The 19938-nt window shown below is 66.9% G+C and carries 23 protein-coding genes, 1 tRNA gene and 1 pseudogene; 11 read left to right on the top strand and 14 right to left on the bottom strand.

Annotated features, from left to right (window positions below; genetic code table 11):
* Positions 1-76 precede the first annotated feature (76 nt).
* Positions 77-640, top strand: a complete 564-nt coding sequence (locus AC5JDC_RS09000; RefSeq protein WP_495840992.1) for a retropepsin-like aspartic protease family protein — start codon at positions 77-79, stop codon at positions 638-640.
* A 3-nt stretch (positions 641-643) separates the two neighbouring features.
* Here the strand turns inward: AC5JDC_RS09000 and deoA are convergent, their stop codons facing one another.
* From deoA to AC5JDC_RS08970, 6 genes are all read right to left on the bottom strand, one after another.
* Positions 644-1966: a thymidine phosphorylase gene (gene deoA, locus AC5JDC_RS08995; RefSeq protein ID WP_495840990.1), complete on the bottom strand. Its 1323-nt coding sequence runs from the start codon at positions 1964-1966 to the stop codon at positions 644-646.
* A gap of 166 nt (positions 1967-2132) precedes the next feature.
* Entirely contained in the window at positions 2133-2933 is an 801-nt protein-coding gene (locus AC5JDC_RS08990) for a purine-nucleoside phosphorylase (RefSeq protein WP_106774523.1), read from the bottom strand.
* Complete coding sequence (cdd, locus tag AC5JDC_RS08985) at positions 2930-3322, bottom strand: cytidine deaminase (RefSeq protein ID WP_495840988.1); 393 nt, start codon at positions 3320-3322, stop codon at positions 2930-2932. The genes AC5JDC_RS08990 and cdd overlap by 4 nt, the downstream gene beginning before the upstream one ends.
* Before the next feature lie 165 nt (positions 3323-3487).
* Positions 3488-4453 carry an ABC transporter permease gene (locus tag AC5JDC_RS08980; protein ID WP_495841072.1) on the bottom strand — a complete coding sequence of 322 codons (966 nt, stop codon included), beginning with the start codon at positions 4451-4453 and terminating at the stop codon, positions 3488-3490.
* A 1-nt stretch (position 4454) separates the two neighbouring features.
* Positions 4455-5594: an ABC transporter permease gene (locus AC5JDC_RS08975; protein ID WP_495840986.1), complete on the bottom strand. Its 1140-nt coding sequence runs from the start codon at positions 5592-5594 to the stop codon at positions 4455-4457.
* Complete coding sequence (locus AC5JDC_RS08970; protein WP_495840984.1) at positions 5594-7126, bottom strand: ABC transporter ATP-binding protein; 1533 nt, start codon at positions 7124-7126, stop codon at positions 5594-5596. Before AC5JDC_RS08970 ends, AC5JDC_RS08975 begins: the two co-directional genes overlap by 1 nt.
* Before the next feature lie 184 nt (positions 7127-7310).
* Here AC5JDC_RS08970 and AC5JDC_RS08965 point away from each other — a divergent pair, with 184 nt between their 5' ends.
* Complete coding sequence (locus AC5JDC_RS08965) at positions 7311-7520, top strand: SlyX family protein (protein WP_106774528.1); 210 nt, start codon at positions 7311-7313, stop codon at positions 7518-7520.
* A gap of 53 nt (positions 7521-7573) precedes the next feature.
* On the opposite strand, the gene AC5JDC_RS08960 is transcribed toward AC5JDC_RS08965, so the two are convergent.
* The gene (locus tag AC5JDC_RS08960; RefSeq protein ID WP_495840982.1) at positions 7574-7930 is read right to left on the bottom strand and encodes a VOC family protein; all 357 of its coding nucleotides are present in this window, start codon (positions 7928-7930) and stop codon (positions 7574-7576) included.
* A 174-nt stretch (positions 7931-8104) separates the two neighbouring features.
* Here AC5JDC_RS08960 and AC5JDC_RS08955 point away from each other — a divergent pair, with 174 nt between their 5' ends.
* The gene (locus tag AC5JDC_RS08955; RefSeq protein WP_495840980.1) at positions 8105-9388 is read left to right on the top strand and encodes an aminotransferase class V-fold PLP-dependent enzyme; all 1284 of its coding nucleotides are present in this window, start codon (positions 8105-8107) and stop codon (positions 9386-9388) included.
* A 98-nt stretch (positions 9389-9486) separates the two neighbouring features.
* On the opposite strand, the gene AC5JDC_RS08950 is transcribed toward AC5JDC_RS08955, so the two are convergent.
* Positions 9487-9609, bottom strand: coding sequence for a hypothetical protein (locus AC5JDC_RS08950; RefSeq protein WP_495840978.1), 123 nt, complete (start codon positions 9607-9609; stop codon positions 9487-9489).
* A 53-nt stretch (positions 9610-9662) separates the two neighbouring features.
* Between AC5JDC_RS08950 and AC5JDC_RS08945 the strand changes: the two genes are divergently transcribed.
* Entirely contained in the window at positions 9663-10007 is a 345-nt protein-coding gene (locus tag AC5JDC_RS08945) for a hypothetical protein (protein WP_495840976.1), read from the top strand.
* Here the strand turns inward: AC5JDC_RS08945 and AC5JDC_RS08940 are convergent.
* The 3 genes from AC5JDC_RS08940 to AC5JDC_RS08930 form a co-directional block, all read right to left on the bottom strand.
* Complete coding sequence (locus tag AC5JDC_RS08940) at positions 9977-10966, bottom strand: BMP family lipoprotein (RefSeq protein ID WP_106774531.1); 990 nt, start codon at positions 10964-10966, stop codon at positions 9977-9979. The genes AC5JDC_RS08945 and AC5JDC_RS08940 overlap by 31 nt on opposite strands.
* Before the next feature lie 184 nt (positions 10967-11150).
* The gene (msrA, locus tag AC5JDC_RS08935; protein ID WP_106774532.1) at positions 11151-11813 is read right to left on the bottom strand and encodes a peptide-methionine (S)-S-oxide reductase MsrA; all 663 of its coding nucleotides are present in this window, start codon (positions 11811-11813) and stop codon (positions 11151-11153) included.
* Between the two features lie 25 nt (positions 11814-11838).
* Positions 11839-12159: a hypothetical protein gene (locus AC5JDC_RS08930; protein WP_106774533.1), complete on the bottom strand. Its 321-nt coding sequence runs from the start codon at positions 12157-12159 to the stop codon at positions 11839-11841.
* Positions 12160-12454: 295 nt separating this feature from the next.
* Between AC5JDC_RS08930 and AC5JDC_RS08925 the strand changes: the two genes are divergently transcribed.
* Positions 12455-12544: transfer RNA gene (locus AC5JDC_RS08925), tRNA-Ser, on the top strand.
* A gap of 37 nt (positions 12545-12581) precedes the next feature.
* On the opposite strand, the gene AC5JDC_RS08920 is transcribed toward AC5JDC_RS08925, so the two are convergent.
* Positions 12582-13427 (bottom strand): helix-turn-helix transcriptional regulator, encoded by an 846-nt coding sequence (locus tag AC5JDC_RS08920; protein ID WP_495840973.1) that lies wholly within the window; start codon positions 13425-13427, stop codon positions 12582-12584.
* Between the two features lie 79 nt (positions 13428-13506).
* Between AC5JDC_RS08920 and AC5JDC_RS08915 the strand changes: the two genes are divergently transcribed.
* The gene (locus AC5JDC_RS08915) at positions 13507-14412 is read left to right on the top strand and encodes an SDR family oxidoreductase (protein ID WP_495840971.1); all 906 of its coding nucleotides are present in this window, start codon (positions 13507-13509) and stop codon (positions 14410-14412) included.
* A gap of 134 nt (positions 14413-14546) precedes the next feature.
* On the opposite strand, the gene AC5JDC_RS08910 is transcribed toward AC5JDC_RS08915, so the two are convergent.
* Positions 14547-15458 carry an SDR family oxidoreductase gene (locus tag AC5JDC_RS08910; protein ID WP_495840969.1) on the bottom strand — a complete coding sequence of 304 codons (912 nt, stop codon included), beginning with the start codon at positions 15456-15458 and terminating at the stop codon, positions 14547-14549.
* A 78-nt stretch (positions 15459-15536) separates the two neighbouring features.
* Here AC5JDC_RS08910 and AC5JDC_RS08905 point away from each other — a divergent pair, with 78 nt between their 5' ends.
* Positions 15537-16154, top strand: coding sequence for a TetR/AcrR family transcriptional regulator (locus AC5JDC_RS08905; protein ID WP_495840967.1), 618 nt, complete (start codon positions 15537-15539; stop codon positions 16152-16154).
* A gap of 81 nt (positions 16155-16235) precedes the next feature.
* Here the strand turns inward: AC5JDC_RS08905 and AC5JDC_RS08900 are convergent, their stop codons facing one another.
* Positions 16236-16892, bottom strand: coding sequence for a TetR/AcrR family transcriptional regulator (locus tag AC5JDC_RS08900; protein ID WP_495841070.1), 657 nt, complete (start codon positions 16890-16892; stop codon positions 16236-16238).
* Positions 16893-16972: 80 nt separating this feature from the next.
* Here AC5JDC_RS08900 and AC5JDC_RS08895 point away from each other — a divergent pair, with 80 nt between their 5' ends.
* From AC5JDC_RS08895 to AC5JDC_RS08880, 4 genes and pseudogenes are all read left to right on the top strand, one after another.
* Complete coding sequence (locus AC5JDC_RS08895) at positions 16973-17713, top strand: SDR family NAD(P)-dependent oxidoreductase (RefSeq protein ID WP_495840965.1); 741 nt, start codon at positions 16973-16975, stop codon at positions 17711-17713.
* 43 nt (positions 17714-17756) lie between these two features.
* Positions 17757-17909: pseudogene (locus tag AC5JDC_RS08890) on the top strand (LysR family transcriptional regulator); the annotation flags it as partial.
* 157 nt (positions 17910-18066) lie between these two features.
* Positions 18067-19044 (top strand): AraC family transcriptional regulator, encoded by a 978-nt coding sequence (locus tag AC5JDC_RS08885; RefSeq protein ID WP_495840963.1) that lies wholly within the window; start codon positions 18067-18069, stop codon positions 19042-19044.
* Between the two features lie 438 nt (positions 19045-19482).
* Complete coding sequence (locus AC5JDC_RS08880; protein ID WP_106774539.1) at positions 19483-19935, top strand: (2Fe-2S)-binding protein; 453 nt, start codon at positions 19483-19485, stop codon at positions 19933-19935.
* The last annotated feature ends 3 nt before the right edge of the window (positions 19936-19938 follow it).

The following is a 19938-nucleotide window of genomic DNA, read 5'->3' as shown; positions in this document are numbered from 1 at the left end:
ATCGGGGCAAGGGCGCAGCAATTAAGGACGTGCTTCGGTTGTCGGCGTAAACAGGCAGCGTCAACCGGGCCTTCCGATGCTGCGCAAGACCCTTATCTTCGCCGCCTTATGCGTCGGCACGTCAGCCTCCGTGCCGCTGTTCCTTCAGGGTGGGCCTGAGACCATGAAGGCGCTGCTTCCACCGGAAGCTGAAGAGCCGGTGGCAGCGAGCGCATTGGTGCGGATTGAAACCAAGCCGACCGCCGTCCCGCTGCCTGCGTCACCCAGTGGGCGCAAGGTCGAGATCGCCGCGGACCCCCGCGGCCACTATCTGGCCGATTTCCGCATCAACGGCCGCAAGGTCGAGGCGCTGATCGATACCGGCGCGACGGCGATCGCGATGAACCTGACCACCGCACGGAGGCTGGGCGTCGCCCTGCGCCCGTCCGACCTGACAGGCGCCGTGAGCACCGCCAACGGCAAGGCGCGCGCCGCCGCCGCCATGCTGGAGCGCGTCGAGATCGGCCGCATCTCGGTGGAGAACGTCCAGGCGGTCGTGCTGGAGGACCGCGCCCTGGACACGGTGCTGATCGGCATGACCTTCCTCAACCGGCTGAGGACTTTTCGGGCCGACCAGGGCAGGCTGACGCTGGCGCAGTAGCGATCACCCCTCCGTCGGCGGAACCCGCCGGACCACCGGGTCCTTCATAGCCGGCTTGCCTGGACCGACGTCGTAGGCAGCGAGGATGGCCGCCGCCGCCGCCTCGGCCGCCGCCTCGGTGCGGGCATGCACGAGCGCGAGCGGATCGCCGGCGTCGACCTGTGCCCCGACCGGCAGCAGCCGCGTAACCCCGACGGCGTGGTCGATACCGTCCTCCGGCCGGGTGCGGCCGCCACCCAGCGCCACCACCGCCAGGCCGACGTCGCGCGTCGCGACATGCGCGACATGGCCCGCTTGCCTGGCGGCGACAACCTTCTCCACCGGCGCGCGCGGCAGGTGGTCCGCGGACCTCGACACGAAATCGGCCGGGCCGCCCAGCGCATGCACCATGCGGGCGAAGCGCTCGGCGGCGCTGCCGTCGCCGAGCGCGGCGCGCGCCCGGGCAAGACCGTCGGCCTGCGACGATGCCAGCCCGGCCAGCACCAGCATCTCGGCCGCCAGCGCCAGCGTGACCTTCTCCAGGCGCGCATCGCGCACGCGCCCGGTGAGGAAATCCACCGCGTTCGCCACTTCCACGGCATTGCCGGCGGCCGAGGCCAGCGGCTCGTTCATGCCGGTGATCAGCGCCGAGCTCTTCAGGCCGGCGCCGTTCGCCACCTCGACGAGGCTTTTCGCCAGCGCGGTGGCGTCGCGCGATCTTTCCATGAACGCGCCGTTGCCGACCTTCACGTCGAGCACCAGCGAGGACAGCCCGGCGGCGAGCTTCTTCGACAGGATGGAGGCGGTGATCAGCGGGATCGACTCCACCGTCGCCGTGACGTCGCGGATGGCGTAGAGGCGCTTGTCGGCCGGCGCCAGCGCCGCCGTCTGGCCGATGATGGCGCAGCCGGTGTTTCGCACCGTCTTGCGGAAAAGTTCGGTATCCGGCTGGCTGACATAGCCGGGGATGGCGTCCATCTTGTCGAGCGTGCCGCCGGTATGGCCGAGGCCGCGCCCGGAGATCATCGGCACATAGGCGCCGCAGGCGGCGACGATCGGTGCCAGCATCAGCGAGACATTGTCGCCGATGCCGCCGGTGGAATGCTTGTCGGTGACCGGGCCGGGCAGGTCGGACCAGTCGAGCACGGCGCCGGAATCGCGCATGGCGAGCGTGAGGGCCACCGCCTCGTCGCGGCGCATGCCGTTGAAGAACACCGCCATGGCGAAGGCCGCCGCCTGGCCCTCCGAGACCGCGCCGGAGGTGAGGCCGGCGATGAAGTCGGCGATCTCGGCCGGCGCCAGCACCTTGCCGTCGCGTTTGTGCCGGATGATTTCCTGGGGAAGCATCAGCGTCTCCCTCCCCATCGAGGGGAGGGTGGCCGCGAAGCGGCCGGGTGGGGTCGGTGCGGCAGCGCGCCAACGTTGCTTTGCGCCGGAGCACGGCCGCTTGTACCCCACCCGCCTCGCTTCGCTCGGCACCCTCCCCTCGAGGGGGAGGGAGACGCTGCGGCCATCACGGCAGCCCCTCCTCGAACATCTTGCGCAAAATCGTCGCCAGCCGCCTGCCGCCGAGCGGCGCCATCTCCTTGGTCTCCTCGTGCGACAGTTCGGCACCGGTCATGCCGGCAGCGAGGTTGGTGACGACCGAGCAGGCGGCGACCCGCAGGCCCAGGAAGCGCGCAAGAATCACCTCGGGCACGGTCGACATGCCGACGGCGGTGGCGCCCATGACGCGGGCCATGCGGATCTCCGCTGGCGTCTCGAAGGACGGACCGGAGAACCACATGTAGACGCCCTTCTCCAGCGGCGTGCCGGTCGCCGCGGCGGCGCGCACCAGGGCCGCCCGCAGGTCGGCGTCATAGGCTTCGGTCAGGCCGACGAAGCGGCGGTCGGTCGGCTCGCCGATCAGCGGATTGGCGCCGGCGAAATTGATGTGGTCCTCGATCAGCATGACCGAGCCGGGCGCAATGCGCGGATCGAGCGAGCCGGCGGCGTTGGTGAGGATGAGCGTATCGATGCCGATGGCGGCGAGCGTCTCCAGCGCCGGGCGCATGACGGCGGCGTCGCCATGCTCGTAATAATGGGCGCGGCCAGCGAGCAGCAGCACCTCGGCGCCGCCGAAGCGGCCGGAGACCAGCATGCCGGCATGGCCGGTGACGCCGCCCTTGGGGAAACCCGGCAGATCGCCATAGGGAATCTTCAGGGCATCCTCGACCTCGTCGACGAGATCGCCGAGGCCGGAGCCGAGCACCAGCGCGACCTTCGGCATGCGGCCGGCGAGCCGCTCGACCAGCGTGGCGACCGCGTCCGTCATTTCAGGATTTTTCCTTCGAAGCCATAGGGGAGCATCTGGCCGATCGTGACGGTCTCGACCACGCCGGCATCGTCGCAGAGATAGAGTTTTGCCTCTGCCCCGGCGAACTCGGCGAGGCGCTGGCGGCAGCCGCCGCAGGGCGTGATGCGGGCCATGCGCTCCGCAACCACGGCGATCTCGGCGATCTCGCCACCGCCGCCCATGATGTAGTGGCCGAGCGCGGTGGTCTCGGCGCACCAGCCTTCCGGATAGGACGCGACCTCGATATTAGCGCCGGCAAAGACGCGTCCGTCGGTCGTGCGAATCGCCGCGCCGACGGGGAATTTCGAATAGGGCGCGTAAGCCTTCGCCATCGCTTCGCGCGCGGCGAGGAAGAGGTCATGAGACATGGCGCGCGCCCGGCAAAAATGTCCGCAAAGCGCCCCCTCCACCACGCTTCGCGTGGTCCCCCTCCCCCGTAAACGGGGGAGGATCAAGCGGCACCGCCGGATCCTCCCCTGCGAAGCGGGGGAGGGGGACCACGCGAAGCGTGGTGGAGGGGGCAAAGAACAGCATCACCGCTCCTTCACATAAGGCACACCGCCGGCGCGCGGCGGGATCGCCTTGCCGATGAAGCCGGCGAGCAGGATGACGGTGAGGATGAAGGGCAGCGCGTTGATGAACTGCACCGGCACCCTGCCGACCAGCGGCCATTCGGCGCCCTGGAAACGGATCGACGCGGCGTCGAGGAAGCCGAACAGCAGGCAGGCATACATGGCCGGCACCGGCTTCCACTTGGCGAAGATCAACGCGGCCAGCGCGATGTAGCCCTTGCCGGCCGTCATGTCCTTCACGAAGCCGGCATTCTGCGCCACCGCCAGATAGGCGCCGGCGGCACCGGTGAGCACGCCGGTGAGGATCACGGCGCGATAGCGCAGCCAGGTCACCGAGATGCCGGCCGTGTCGACCGCCGCGGGGTTTTCGCCGACGGCGCGCAGGCGCAGCCCGAAGCGGGTCCGGAACAGCACCCACCAGGTGACCGGAACCATCAGGAAGGCGACATAGACCAGAAGAGAATGGCCGGACAGGAGCTCGGAATAGATGATGCCGAGCACCGGCACGTCGCGCAGCGCGTCGGCGCCGGGCAGGATGATCGGCTCGAAGCGAGCCGGCCCGGAGAGTGGCGGCGTCCGCCCGCCCTGCTGGAACCAGGCCTGGCCGAGGATGATGGTGGAGCCGGCGGCGATAAAGTTGATGGCGACGCCGGAGACGATCTGGTTGCCGCGATGGGTGATCGAGGCGAAGCCGTGGACCAGCGCCAGGAAGACCGCCGTGAGGATCGCCACAAGCAGCCCTACCCAGGCCGAGCCGGACACCGCGGCGGCGGAAGCGCCGGCGAAGGCGCCGGCGAGCATCTTGCCCTCCAGTCCGATGTCGAAAATGCCGGCGCGCTCCGAATAGAGGCCGGCAAGACAGGCGAGCAGCAGCGGCACCGAGACGCGGATGGTGGCGTCGAGAAGCTGGACGAGCGCGTCGATCATCTCAGGCACCCTTCCCCTTCGGCGCCGGAACGCCCATGCTGCGCGGGCTGATCGAGGCAAAGATGGTCTGGATGGCCGGGCGGAACATGTGCTCGAGCGCGCCGGCGAACAGGATGACCAGGCCCTGGATGATGACGATCATGTCGCGGCTGATGTTGGGCATCTCGAAAGCGAGCTCGGCACCGCCCTGGTAGAGCATGCCGAACAGGATCGCCGCCGGGACGATGCCGGCGGGATGAGAGCGGCCCATCAGTGCCACGGCGATGCCGACGAAGCCGGCGCCGGCGACGAAATCCAGCGTCATGTGATGCTGGTCGCCCATGATCGGGTTGAGCGCCATCATGCCGGCGAGCGCGCCGGAGATCAGCATGGCGACGATGATGATGCGGGCCTCCGATATGCCGGCATAACGCGCCGCCTTGGGCGAGAAGCCGAAGGTGCGCATCTCGTAGCCGAGCTTGGTGCGCCAGATCAGCACCCAGACGACCCAGGCCATCAGCAGCGCCAGCAGGAACGAGACGTTGAGCGGCGCGGAGCGCACCGACAGCCCCACGGCCTCCAGCAGCCAGGCGAGCTTCGGCAGCTGCGCGCCGTCCAGGAAGTCGCGCGTCTGCGGCGCCATCGAGCTGGCCGGCTTCAGCGGTCCGACCAGCAGGTAGACCATCACGCTGGCGGCGATGAAGTTGAACATGATGGTGGTGATGACGATGTGCGAGCCGCGCTTGGCCTGCAGGTAGGCGGGAATGAAGGCCCAGGCAGCCCCCATGGCGGCCGCGGCGAGGATCGCCAGCGGGAAGGTCAGCCACCAGGGGAGCACGCTGTCGAAGCCGAGCGAGACCAGCGCCACGCCGAGGCCGGCGATATAGGCCTGGCCTTCGCCGCCGATGTTGAACAGGCCGCAGTGGAAGGCGACCGCCACGGCAAGGCCGGTGAAGATGAAGTTGGTGGCGTAGTAGAGCGTGTAGGCGATGTTCTGGCCGGAACCGAAGGCGCCCTTGACCAGGATGCCGGCCGCTTCCAGCGGGTTCTCGCCGACCAGGAGCACGACCACGCCGGCGACGAGGAAGGCGACGAACAGGTTGATGACCGGGACAAGCCCGTAGTCGGCCCAGCGCGGCAGTCTTGCGAAGGGTGCGCTCATTACTCCGCCGCCTCCCGCTTCTCCACCCCGGCCATCAACAGGCCGAGCTCGCCTTCGCTGGCGTCCGGCCCGCGCTCGCCGACGACGCGTCCGGCGAACATCACCAGGATGCGGTCGGACAGCGAGCGTATCTCGTCGAGCTCGACCGAGATCAGCAGCACCGCCTTGCCCTGGTCGCGCAAGGCGATCAGCCGCTTGTGGATGAATTCGATGGCGCCGACGTCGACGCCGCGCGTCGGCTGGCCGACGATCAGCACGTCCGGATCCTGCTCGATTTCGCGCGCGAGCACGATTTTTTGCTGGTTTCCGCCGGAAAAATTGGCGGTTTTAAGCCGATCATTGGCCGGACGGATGTCATATTTGGCGATTTTTTCGCGCGCGTCGGCGTGGATCGCCTCGATATCGAGGAACGGCCCGCGCAGATAGTGCGGCTTGTCGTGATAGCCGAGGATGGAGTTCTCCGCCTCCTCGAAGGCGAGCACCAGGCCGACATGGTGGCGGTCCTCCGGCACATGCGCCAGGCCGCGGTCGCGCAATTCGCCAGGGTCGGCATGGCCGGTCACGTCGATCGGCCTGCCGTCGAGCAGCACGGTGCCCGATTGAGCCCGGCGCGTGCCGGCGATCGCCTCGATCAGCTCGGACTGGCCGTTGCCGGCCACGCCGGCGATGCCGACGATCTCGCCGGCGCGCACCTCGAAGGAGACGTCGTCGACCATGACGACGCCGCGCGAATCCTTCACCGTCAGGTTCTTCACCGACAGTTTTACGCCTGCCGGCTTCGCCTCGCCCTTCTCGACCCGCAGCAGCACGCGGCGGCCGACCATCAGCTCGGCCAGTTCCTCCACCGTCGTCTCGGCGGTCCTGCGGGTTGCGACCATAGTGCCCTGGCGCATGACCGAGACCGTATCGGTGATCGCCATGATCTCGCGCAGCTTGTGGGTGATCAGCACGATGGTCTTGCCCTCGTCCTTCAGCATTTTGAGGATGCGGAAGAGGTGGTCGGCCTCGGGCGGAGTCAGCACGCCGGTCGGCTCGTCGAGGATGAGGATGTCGCAGCCACGGAACAGCGCCTTGAGTATCTCGACACGCTGCTGCAGGCCTACCGGCAGCTCCTCGATCACCGCGTCGGGATCGACCTCCAGGCCGTAGTCGCGCTCCAGCCGCTGCAATTCGGAGCGCGCCTTGGCGATCGACTTGTTGAGCAGCGGCTCGCCCTCGGCGCCGAGGATGACGTTCTCGATGACGGTAAAATTCTCGACCAGCATGAAATGCTGGTGAACCATGCCGATGCCGGCGGCGATGGCGTCGTTGGGGGTGCGGATGGCGGTCGGCTGGCCGCCGACCCGGATCTCGCCGCTGTCGGCGTGATAGAAGCCGTAGAGGATCGACATCAGCGTCGACTTGCCGGCGCCGTTCTCGCCGATGATGCCGTGGATGGTGCCGCGTTCGACCTCGAGGTTGATGTCGCGGTTGGCCCGAACGGCGCCGAAGCTTTTGTTTATGCCGATGAGCTGGATTGCCGGCTCAGCCATCCACCTGTCCCGCCTCTTGATTTTTTATCGTTTGGTCAAATCGCTAGCACGCCCGTCGTCCCGTGCCAATCGCCCACCGTCCGCCTACTCTCGACAAATCGGCGGGGGGTTGTCAATTTCGGACGGAACTGGAGGGCCGGCCTGCATCGGCCATGCCTCCACTGAACCCCGCGGAGAGACCATCATGACAGGACGGGACGACCGCCTCACGGCGCTGGAAATCCGCGCCGCCGAGCAGGAACGGACGATCGAGGAACTGTCCGGCCAGATCGCCGGACAGTGGAAGGTCATCGATCGCATGCAGAAGACGCTCGACCGGCTGGCGGAGCGTTTCCTGGCGCTGGAGGAGCAGGTCCAGCCCGACGTGCCGGTGACCAAGCCGCCGCATTGGTAGGCGGTGGCTTGGCTTCCCTGTCCTCGTCGGCCGAGTGGACATCAACCACCCGCTCATCCCGCCGCCGGCTCCCACAATTCGATCGGGTTGCCCTCCGGATCGTGGATGCGGCAGAAGCGGCCGACCTCGGAGTTCCATTCCGCCCGCGTTTCGACGGCAATGCCGGCAGCCTTCAGATCGGCCATCATGGCGTCGAGGTCGTCGACCCGGAAATTGATCAACCACTGTTTCTCGCGGCCGAAATAGCCGGTGTCCTCGGCAAAGGGCGCAAAGATCGTATGGCCGGCCTGCTGCGTCCATACGGTTTTGGCGATGTCGTCCACGCCGAGATGCGTCTCGTACCAGGCGGCGAGCGCCTTCGGGTCGCGCGACCGGAAGAAGAAGCCGCCGATGCCGGTCACTTTCGTCATGCGTCCGCCTCCTTTGGCGCGGCCGCCCGCCGACGCGCCGCCCATGGAACCGCCGGGCCGGCTCGTTGTAAAGGGCATGGCCGGGCCGGCGCTTTTGCCGGCGCCTTCAAAGGCCTGTCACAGAGCCTCCGTAGACACGCGGTCAACGCGGACGAGCGATCACAGGAGAGGCATATGCAACGGCGTGACTTCCTCATCGGCAGCGTGATCGCCGCGGCGGGCGCGGCAACCATGCGGAGCGCGTCCGCGGAGACAGCCGCCCTGCCCGCGGCGGACCCGGCGACGCCGGCGACCGACGGCGCCTACTGGACCGCGGTGCGGGACCTCTACGAGGTCGACCGGTCGATCGCCAATCTGGAGAACGGCTATTGGGGCATCATGGCGCGGCCGGTGCTGGAGGCCTATCTGGAGAACACGCGGCGCGTTAACCGGGAAAACTCCTTCTATGCCCGCAGCGCCTTCGGCGCCGATTTCGAGACTGTGCGCCTGCGGGTCGCCGCCGCGGTGGGCGCCCAGCCGGAAGAGGTCGCGCTGACGCGCGGCGCGACGGAAGCCCTGCAGACGCTGATCGCCGGCTACAACAAGCTGCAGCCCGGCGACACGGTCCTCTACGCGGACCTCGACTACGACTCCATGCAGTATGCCATGAACGCGCTCCGGGACAGGCGCGGCGTCGAGGTGAAGAGTTTTGCCATTCCGGAGCCGGCGACCAGGGAGGCCGTGCTCGAAACGTATCGGACCGTGCTCGAGCAGACGCCGAAGGCCAAGCTGCTGCTGCTCACCCATCTTTCGCACCGCACCGGCCTGGTGATGCCGATCCGCGAGATCGCCGACATGGCGCGGGCAAAGGGCATCGCCACGATCGTCGACGCGGCCCATTCCTGGGGGCAGATACCGTTCGACGTTGCCGATCTCGGTGCCGATTTCGTCGGCTTCAACCTGCACAAATGGATCGGCGCGCCGGTCGGCATGGGCTTCTTCCACATCCGGAAGGACCGGCTGGCCGACATCGACATCCATCTGGCCGACCAGGACTGGCCGGCCGACGACATCCGCTCGCGCATCCATACCGGCACGATCAATTTCGCCGCGGCGCTGACCGTGCCGGCGGCGCTCGACCTGCACGAGAGGATCGGCGCGGCGGCCAAGAACGCGCGGCTCGTGCATCTGCGCAACTACTGGGTCGAGCGCATCCGGCCGATCGAAGCCTTCGATATCCTCACACCGGACGAGGCGGGCATGCATGCCGGCATCACCTCGTTCCGCGTCAGGGGCAAGACCTCAAAGGAAGACAACACCGCCCTGGTGGCGAAGCTGCGCGACGAATTCAAGGTGCTGACCGTGCGCCGCGCCGGCGTGGCCGCCGGCCAGTGCATCCGCGTGTCGCCGGCCCTCTACACGACCGAGGCCGAGGTCGACCGGCTGGTGGAGGCGCTGACGACGATCGGCGCTTCCTGAGGAACGGCTCCCCCGATCGCAAGGGACTTGGGCGGCCCGTCACGGCGTGGGCTGCCCGACCGCCTTGTCCATCAAGACCAGCGCTTCGCCGTCCACGCTCATGCGCTCGGCCACCCGCCATCCCAGGCGCGATAGAACGGCTCGGCCTCGTCCGTATAGAGATGCAGCGTGCGGCAGCCGACCTCCGCCGCATGGAACTCGACCGAACCAACCGCGGCCAAGCCCCCAAAAAGGGCCGCGCGACCACGAGTCCCGCGAGCCAGGGGCTCAGGTCGTGGAGGGAGCCGATCTCCTCGCGCACGAAAAGGCACGTGCCGACCGGCCGTCCGCCGCCATCCGCGACGAACGCCGCCTCGTAGCCGTCGCCGCCGAGCAGATCGAAGAGCCCGGCGACGTCCTCGTCCAGCGAGCGCTTGCCGTCGGCGAAGAAAGCTGCGTGCCTCAGCCCCGCGGCGGCCGGCACATCGGCGGAGGCGAGCCGGCGCACAAAGGGCCGGGAATCGAGATTCATGCGGAAAGCCTCGACGGATCAAAAGCAAACCGCCGGGTTTTCACCCGGCGGCTGTTGTCGGTCGAAACGATGGCCGATCAATACGGACAGGCGTTGTCCGACATGTAGTCGTGCACCTTGATGGTGCCGGCGATGATGTCGGCCTTGGCCTTCTCGGCGGCCGCCTTCATCTCGGCGGTCACGAGGTCCTTGTTGTTGTCGTCCATGGCATAGTCGACGCCGCCTTCCTTGAGGCCGAGATCGTTGAGGCCGGCGGTGAACTTGCCGTCCTTGGCGTCGGTGAAGGCGTTGTAGACCGCGACGTCGACGCGCTTGACCATGGAGGTGAGGATTTTTCCGGGCTGCAGGCCGTTCTGGTTGGAATCGACGCCGATGCCGAGCTTGCCGGCATCCGCCGCCGCCTGCAGCACGCCGACGCCGGTGCCGCCGGCCGCCGCGTAGATCACGTCGGCGCCCTGGTCCATCTGCGACTTGGCGATCTCGCCGCCCTTGGTCGGATCGTTCCAGGCCGCCGGCGTGTCGCCGGTCATGTTCTGGATGACGTCGGTCGCGCCGGCCGCCTTGGCGCCGCCGACATAACCGCAGCCGAAGCGGCGGATCAGCGGGATGTCCATGCCGCCGACGAAGCCGACCTTCTTCGACTGGGAGGCGAGCGCCGCGAGCACGCCGACCACATAGGAGCCCTCCTGCTCCTTGTAGACGACGGAGCGGACGTTCGGCTTGTCGACCACCATGTCGATGATGGCGAACTTGGTGTCGGGGAAGTCGGCCGCGACCTTCTCCAGCGCCGCCGCCCAGGAGAAGCCGGCCATGACGATCGGGTTGTTGCCGTCCTCGGCGAACTTGCGCAGAGCCTGCTCGCGCTGGGCGTCGTTCTGGATCTCGAAATCGCGGTACTCGATGCCGGTCTCGGTCTTGAACTTCTCGGCGCCGTTATAGGCCGACTCGTTGAAGGATTTGTCGAACTTGCCGCCGAGGTCGTAGATGATCGCCGGCTTGATGTCCTGCGCGAATGCCGGGACGGCATAGGCGGCTGCGGCCAGGAGGCCTATGAGAATACGCTTCATGTGGTCCACACCCTGTCGGTTTTTCTTTGGTTGACGCCGCCGAGGCCCTCCCGAACCCGGACGCCGCGGCGTGCGGCAGACGGAACCCCGTCCGCTTGGCGGCCACTCTGGCATGGCGCCGGGCAAAATTCACGAAGAATCTTGACCGTTTGGAAAACGTTGCGTCAGGGCCGCCGGGGCCGGTTCAGGCGGTCGTCCGCGGCATCGGGCAGGACACGCCGGTACCGCGCAGGTTGCAGTAGCCGTAGGGGTTCTTCGCCAGATATTGCTGGTGCTCCTCCTCGGCGAAATAGAACGCCGGGGCCGGCGCGATCTCGGTGGTGATCCTGCCGCCGCCGCCGGCGGCGAGCGCGGCCTGGTAGGCATCGCGCGATGCGGTCGCGGCGGCATGCTGCGCCTCGCCGAAGCTGTAGATCGCCGAGCGGTAGGTGGTGCCGACGTCGTTGCCCTGGCGCATGCCCTGGGTCGGATCGTGGTTCTCCCAGAACGCCTTGAGCAGGTCGGCATAGGAGACGATCTTGGGATCGAAGACGACCAGCACCACCTCCGTATGGCCGGTCAGCCCGGTGCAGGTCTCCTGATAGGTCGGGTTGGGCGTGATGCCGCCGGCATAGCCGACCGCCGTCACCCAGACGCCGTCCATCTGCCAGAACATGCGCTCCGCACCCCAGAAGCAGCCGAGGCCGAACAGCGCCGTCTCCAGCCCGTCGGGATAGGGACCCTTGAGCGGACGTTTCGAGACGTAGTGCCGGGTCGCTGTCGGTATCGGCTTCATCCGCCCCGGCAGCGCTTCGCCGGGTTTCGGCAGCGTCAGCTTCTTGTTCAGCATGTCGCTCAGGAAGAACATTCGGATCGTTTCCTTCAGGATGTGGTCAGACGGCCCAATCGGCCGTTGGTCGCCGCGGGCGGCGGCCGACGGCGTAAAGCAGCAGGGCGAGGACGGCGAAGACGACGAAGCCCGGCAGGCTGAGGATCGGCACGACCAGCACGTCCCAGACCAGCGGATGCAGGGTTTCGGCCACCCTCGCCTCGGCGGCGGCGAGGCTCGCCGGTGCGGCGGCGGCCCAGCTGGCCGCAAGCGGCGTCAGCACGAGCGCCGAGGCGGCAATGGAGCGCGTGGCGTCGAGCACTGCCAGGATCACCGCCACCGACAGCGCGAACATGGAAAACAGGCGGAACAAAAACCGTATCATGCTGGCCCGGGCATCGCTTGCACCGCAGAGATATTCCTCATCTCCCATGGCTTCAATGCGGCGCGACGGATTCACGCTGCCGGCATCGCAAAGAGGCGGCAGGGCCGACCGCGCCGGCGAATGCTCCTCCGCTCCCGGCCCGGAGCGACGGCGCCATCGGCCGTCGCGGTGCCCGGGAACCCGCCGGCTCCCGGGCCGCGCCGCCGCGTCATCGTGGCGGCACAACACGGCTTGGCATCGGCCGCGAGATCGACTAGATGAGCCCGGCGTCCGACCGGCTCAGCCGGCACGGCGCGGAGAGGTGGCCGAGTGGTTTAAGGCGCACGCCTGGAACGCGTGTATAGGGGAAACTCTATCGGGGGTTCGAATCCCCCTCTCTCCGCCAAGGGCACCGTGGGCCACCATAGCCAGATATGTCGCGGCTATGCCGCTCCGTCCGGACTGCACAGCTGACGCATCTTTTTCAAGTCGACCTCGGCCGCCGGATTATAGACCATCAGCTTGAGGTCGGGCCGGCCATCGATCGCGAAGGAAGAGAACTCGAAGGTGATCTCCCCCACCGCCGCGTGGCGGATCGTCTTCGCCCCTTCCCCGGTGGCCTGCACGTCGTTCTCTATCCACATGCGGGTGAATTCGTCGCTTTTGCCTGAAAGTTCGGCGACGAGCTCCGCGGCCCGCTCGTCCTCGCCCACGCGAGCGGTTTCCGCGCGGAAGGTTGCGACCAGAAACCGCGCCACAGGCTCCCAGTCGAGCTGGGCGGCGCGGGTCGCTGGATCGAGAAACATCCGCCGCAAGATGTTCCGCTCGCCGGGAGGCAGCGCTTCGTAGTCCGTGAGAGCGAGTTGCGCTGCGCGATTCCAGCCTATGATGTCCCAGGTCGAGGTCGCGACGGTCGCCGGGATCATCGGCATGGCGTCGAGGAATCGTTGCAGCCGCCACGAGATGCCCTCGCGCGCAGGGGCATGGGACTTCGGTGGACGACCGATGCCGACCAGGAACAGATGCTCGCGTTCCGCTTCGGTCATCATGAGCGCTTCGGCAAGGCTGTCGAGCACGCGCGGCGACGGTGCGCCACCGCGCCCCTGTTCGAGCCACGTGTACCATGTCGTGCTGATGTGAGCCCGTTGGGCGACTTCCTCCCGCCGAAGACCCGGTGTCCGGCGCCGGCCTCCGAAACCGAGCGCGGCGGCGTCAAGCCGCTGCCGACGATCCTTCAGGAACGCCCCTAGGCGTTTTCCGTCGTCGATGATGTTCAGCCTGTCAGTCATTATACCGGTATAAACACACATATTTTAACAGGATAGAGTTTGGCCGATATTCTCCCCCGGAACAAGAAGGAGATTGGCCATGAAAGTGTTCGTCACCGGCGCAACGGGATTTGTCGGCGCAGCCGTTGTGAGGGAACTGCTTGCGCATGGGCACCAGGTTCTGGGACTTGCCCGTTCCGACCGCAGCGCGGAGGGGCTCGGAAAGATAGGCGCGGAGGTCCTTCGCGGTGACCTCGAAGTGCCCGAAACGCTCCGTCAGGGCGCCGAGATATCGGATGCGGTCATTCATACGGGCTTCGTGCATGATTTCTCACGTTTTGCCGAAGCGTGCGCGATCGATCGAATCGCGATCGGGACACTCGGCGCAGCCATCGAAAACACGAATAAACCACTCGTCGTCACGGCCGGTGTCGCCTTCCTGGATGCGGCGGGTCCTGTCGCGGTCGAAGCCGATCCAGCTTTCCCGCCTTCGGACACTTATCCCCGGGCGTCCGAGGCGGCGGCCAGGGCTCTTTCTGATCGCGGCATCCCGACGAGCGTCATGCGCCTGCCTCCATCCGTGCATGGCAAGGGCGACCATGGCTTTGTCCCGATGCTGATCGACATCGCACGGCGGAACGGGCGATCGGCCTATATCGGAGACGGCGAAAACGCCTGGCCGGCGGTGCATGTGCACGATGCCGCCCGCGCCTTTCGGCTTGCTGTCGAACGCGGCGCGAGCGCCGAGACATACCACGCGGTGGCCGAACAGGGCGTCGCGTTTCGGAAGATCGCGGAAACGATCGCGAACGGGCTCGGCGTTCCCTGCGTGTCGTTGTCGGAAGAAGAGGCGCGCAAGCACTTCGACTGGTTCTTCGGCTTTGCATCCATAAACCAGCGCGCCTCCAGCGATTGGACCCGAGCCTGTCTCGGCTGGAGTCCCACAGGACCCGATCTTCTGACGGACATCGCGCAGGCGGGCTATTTCACAGTCGAAACCCGCTGATTTGGAAGATTGTCGTCATTCATGGAGGGCTAGGGCGTAGACGGAGTTCCGCGTTTCACCGTTTTCGGCCTGCCAGGGGCCGCCGTGTCCAGCCCGTTGAGAACGACTTCCGTCACCAAACGCCGCCAAGTTCGTCAGAAGGCCACCTTGGTGAGGTGTTGCGAGATGTCCCACAGACGTGCGGCGGCCGCGGTGTCTAGCGCCTGTGGCGGTATCTTCGCTGCGGCCGGATATCCCCGCCCTTCGCTCAGCCGGTCCGGGCCGTAATAGGCACCGCCTTTGGCGTCCGGCGACGTCGCGGCAAAGAGCGTGGGGAGAGCGCCCTGCGCTGCCGGCTGAAACAGGAACCACAGAAACGTGCGCGCCATGCCGGCGGCACTCCAGCGGCCCGGGGCGTTGTGGAGAAGATCGGTGCGGGAAAGGCCGGGATGCGCGGCGATGCCGGCGACGCCCCACCCGCCGGCCTCGCTCCGGCGTTGCAGCTCGAAGGAAAACATGAGGCAGGCCAGTTTCGACTGGCTGTAAACCGGCATCGGCCTGTAGGTCTTCTCCGCATTCAGATCGTCGAAGTCGATCGCCCCGTTCCGGGCAGCGATGCTCGAAAGCGTGACCACCCGCGCGGCCTTGCCGTTGCGCAGGAGCGGCAGGAGCTGGCCCGTAAGTGCGAAATGACCGAGATAGTTGGTGCCGAACTGCAGCTCGAAGCCATCCGAGGTCTGCTGCCGCGTGGGCGGCACCATCACGCCGGCATTGTTGATCAGCAGATCGAGACTGTCTCTTTCGCGCCGCAGCCTTTCGCCGAAATCCGCGATGGATTCGAGGTTCGCCAGGTCGAGCCTCTCGAAGCGCACATTCGCACCCGGTGCGTCATTCCGGATTTTCGCGACGGCGGTTGCGCCCTTCCCGGGGTTGCGGCCCGCGATGATGACCTCGCCGCCGGCGCGCGCCAATGCCAAGGCATCCTCGAACCCCAGCCCTCCGGTGCCGGTGACGATCGCCGAGCGGCCTTGCTGCGAGGGAATGTCGGATGTCGTCCACCTTGCCATGGTCTTGCCTTTTCATAAAATCGCACCTGGTGTAAAATTATTATCGCACTCAGTGTAATTTTTCAAGAGACTGATCGGATGAGGACAAACAGCCGGCCGGATGCTCCCTGCGAAGGATTGCGGGAGCGCAAGCGCCGCGAGACGCTGCAACGCATCACGGAGGCCGGAATTCGCCTGTTCATCGAGAAGGGCTATGAAGGAACGACGCTCGACCAGGTCGCGGCGGCGGCGGGCATTTCCCGGCGGACGTTCTTCTATTACTTCAAATCCAAGGACGAGATCCTGCTATCCCTGCAGAGTGGCGTGAGCGACATGCTGCTCGACGCGTTGCGGGACGTGCCTCGCGACAAGCAGCCTCTCGACGCGATCCGGGATGCGGCCGTGAAGGTCTGTGCCCTTGTTCCCGCCGACGACATGATCGCCATCGACCGTCTGATGCGTTCCAGCGACGCCGTTCAGGCTCGAAAGCAGGCCAGCTATGTCCAGCAGGAGAAGGCTCTTTTTTCGGCCTTGCGGGAAAGATGGCCGGCCCCGGAGCGGGAAACCGGCCTCAGGCTCGTTGCCATGCTCGCGATCGGGGCGATGCGCCTGTCGACCGACGCCTTCAGTCGGGAAGGCGGTCGGCGCCCGATCGTGGATCTGCTGCACGAAGCGTTTGACGCCCTGGAGGCCGAAATTCGCCGTTTGCCGCAGTAGATGGCCGACTTCTGCCGGGCCAAACCTGCCGTGCGCCGCCATGCCCAACGCCACGGCGGCTGCGCCCGCCTGATACGGAGATCATGACTCCCCGGCGCGGGCGTCCCAGCCCAGCATCGCCAGTTCGGCCACCGCTTCCAGTTCGCCGCGGCTGGCGCCGTCGCGGGCGAGGATCGACATGCCGTTCTGGACGGTCTGCACGAAGCGGGCGAGCGCGTGGATGTCGGTCGAGGCGGCAATCTCGCCTTCCGATATCGCCTGCTGCAGGCGCGCCTTCAGCCGGTCGAGCGTTTGCGCGCGGGCGGTTCTCACGAGGTCGCCGAGTTCCGCATGACCCTCGCTGCCGACCGCCGAGAGGGTCACCATGCAACCGCGCGGGATGTCGGCGAGACAGCCGGTCAGGGCCGCGGCCGAATCCATCAGAAGCGACCTTACCGCTTCGCGGGCGGTGCCGGCGGAGCGGAAATTCGCCCACGCAAACGTATCGTAGTTCTCGCGGTAGTGCCGCAACGCCTCGGCATAAAGCGCCTCCTTCGAGCCGAATGCCGCGTACAGGCTCGGTGATCCGATGCCCATCGCCTGGGTGAGGTCGGCGATCGACGTCGCCTCGAAGCCCTTGCTCCAGAACAGGCGGGTTGCCCGCGCCAAGGCCGCCTCCCGGTCGAAGCCGCGCGGCCTGCCGCGGCCGCGGGTGGAGGCGGCCTCTCCAGTCTGTCGTGTCTCGTCCGATTTCTGCATCAATCGATATATAAATCCATTGACGCCGCGCGGCAACGTTCCTAGCTATTTCTGTGTCAATTGATACAGAAAGGCTGATCATGACCGACCTGAATGGAAGACGCGCCCTCGTAACGGGGGCCTCGCGCGGCATCGGTGCCGCCATCGCATTGGCACTTGCCGACAAAGGCGCGGATGTCGCCATAACCTACGAGCGCTCGGCCGATCGCGCCGCCGAGGTCGTCCGGGCGATCGAGGAGAAAGGCCGCAAGGCCCTTGCCATCCAGGCCGACAGCGCCGATCCGGCGGCCGTCAAGCGCTCGGTCGAACAGGCCGCCAAGGCGCTCGGCGGCCTCGACATTCTCGTCAACAATGCCGCGATCGCGCTTTACGACGCGATCGCCGACGTCAGCGTGGATCGCATCGATGCGCTGCTGAACGTCAACGTGCGCTCGCCCGTGCTCGCGTCGCAGGCCGCCATCCCGCATCTCAAGCAAGGCGGGCGCATCGTCACCATCGGCTCGGCCGGCGCCGAACGCATCGTCGGCGACACGGGCACGGTGTACTACATGACCAAATCCGCGCTGCACTCGTTCACGCGAGGCCTCGCGCGCGAACTCGGGTCGCGCGACATCACCGTGAACCTGGTCCAGCCGGGATCGACCGATACCGACATGAACCCGGCCGACGGCGCCTCCGCCGACTTCCAGCGCTCTCTCAGCCCGCTTGGCCGCTATGGCCAGCCGGAGGACATCGCTGCCGCCGTGGCCTTCCTTGCAAGTCCCGCCGCGCGCCACATCACGGGGACCGTGCTCACCGTGGATGGCGGCCAGACCACCTGAGCGCTTGCCGTCCAGGCAGTTCCGCGGCGGGTAAGGAGGCCGATGCCGGCTTGCGCCTTCCGGCACGGTGGAGGTCGGCCGGCGCTTCGGGCTGCCGGACCTGCCATCGTCCGAAATCGTGCTGCACTCCACGCTCACCGACACCAGATCGCGCGAGGCGTTGCGCACGCTAGCGGCGGCATTCCGCGAGCATCGCGGTGCCGCCTCCCGACGACGGATCGCCGGCGGACGAGTTCACTTTCCCGGCAGCTCCGCCGCCGGCCGAGGCCTTCCTAAAGATTATGTTACTCGATCGTGCGGGCCCTATCATGCGATAAGGTCCGGCCACCTACGCAGTCGTCCGGGGAGACCCATTGGACCCACTCTCAGACGTGCTGTCGCTGCTGAAGCCTCACAGCCATCTGTCGGCCGGTTTCGACGCGGGCGGAGAATGGTCGATCCGGTTTTCCGATCAGCACGACACGATCAAATGCTACGCCGTCGTCTCCGGCGGCTGCTGGCTGTCGGTGGAGGGCGTTTCGGAGCCGGTGCGCCTGGAAGCGGGAGATTGCTTCGTTCTGCCGAGCGGGCGACCGTTCCGCCTCGCCAGCGACATGGCACTGGCCCCGGTCGACGCCAAGACGGTCTTTCCTCCCCGGCGGCCCGGCGGCGTCGTCACGGTGAATGACGGCGGCGGATTGTTCCTGGCCGGCAGCCGTTTCGCCGTCCGCGGCAATCACGCGGGAATCCTGCTGCGGATGCTGCCGCCCATCGTGCACATCCGCAGACAGTCGGAACAGGCGGCGCTGCGCTGGTCCGTGGAGCGGATGATGCAGGAGATGCACGAACAGCAGCCCGGCGGCTACCTGATCGCGCAGCACCTCGCCCACATGATGCTCGTCCAGGCCCTGAGATTGCATCTGGAAAAAGGCTTGAACGGCGGCTCCGGATGGTTCGCCGCCCTGGCCGACAGGCAACTCTGCGCGGCGATCACCGCGATCCACACCAATCCGGCACATCGCTGGACGTTGCGGGAGCTGGCCGGGCGAGCCGGCATGTCGCGGTCGATCTTCGCCCTGAAATTCAAGGAGATGACCGGCGAAACCGTGATGGAGTATCTGGCGCGCTGGCGAATGCTGCTGGCGGGGGACAGGCTGGAAAACTCCGGCGAACCGGTTTCCACGATTGCCTTGTCCCTCGGCTATGAATCCGAAAGCGCCTTCAGCACCGCCTTCAAGAGGGTGATGGGGTGTACGCCGCGGCAATACGGACATGGTCGTAAGATGCCCGCGCCGGTCTCCGTGAACGGCAGCGACGCGGGCTCTCGCCACCTGAATCACCTGAACAGCTGATTTCGGGACCGCGGCCCTGGCGGGCTCGCCTTCCCGGGGAGCAAGAGGCACGCTCAGCCGGGATCGTGTCGGACCGCCGGCAGCGCGAGAACGTCTCGGCGCCGGTAAGGCGAAATTCCGGACGATCGCGAAGAAAAGCCAGACGTTGCAGAATTGGTCGTGCGGCACCGTGCCCCTATCGTGGGCCGCGTTGATTTTCCGCGAGCGATGCCTTGCCTGATGAACCATCTGCCTACGGCGATACCCGCGCCATGCCCGGGAGCCAAGCAGGCATGCCGCCAACCGCCGCGGCCGCGCTCCCGACGCCTCTCGCGCCGCGCCGATGGTTCCGGACACCACGATGACCGTCGGCATGCCCGATGCGGCCCGGCGCGCGGCGATCATCGCCTATCTCGAAAGCCGATAGCCCAAAGCCAACAGCTTCAAGGAGACGCATTCATGACCGCGTTCACGATCAACGGCCGAAAGGTCGACGTCGCCGCCGAGCCCGACACGCCGCTTCTTTGGGTGATCCGCGAGCATCTGAAGCTCACCGGCACCAAGTTCGGCTGCGGCATCGCGCTTTGCGGCGCCTGCACCGTTCATGTCGACGGAGCGCCGGTTCGCTCCTGCCAGACGCTGCTGCAGGATGTCGCCGGCAGCCAGGTGACGACGATCGAAGGGCTCTCGGCGGATGCCAGCCATCCGCTGCAGCAGGCCTGGATCGCCGAGCAGGTGCCGCAATGCGGCTACTGCCAATCGGGCCAGATCATGCAGGCGGCCGCGCTTCTGGCAAGCAATCCGCAGCCGACCCGCGAAGAGATCGTCGAGCACATGGACGGCAACATCTGCCGGTGCGGAACCTACGGGCGGATCATCAGCGCCATCGAGCGCGCCGCGCAGGAGGCCTGAGCG

Source organism: Kumtagia sp. (assembly GCF_059502445.1).
This window is presented reverse-complemented; position numbering and strand designations above follow the sequence as displayed.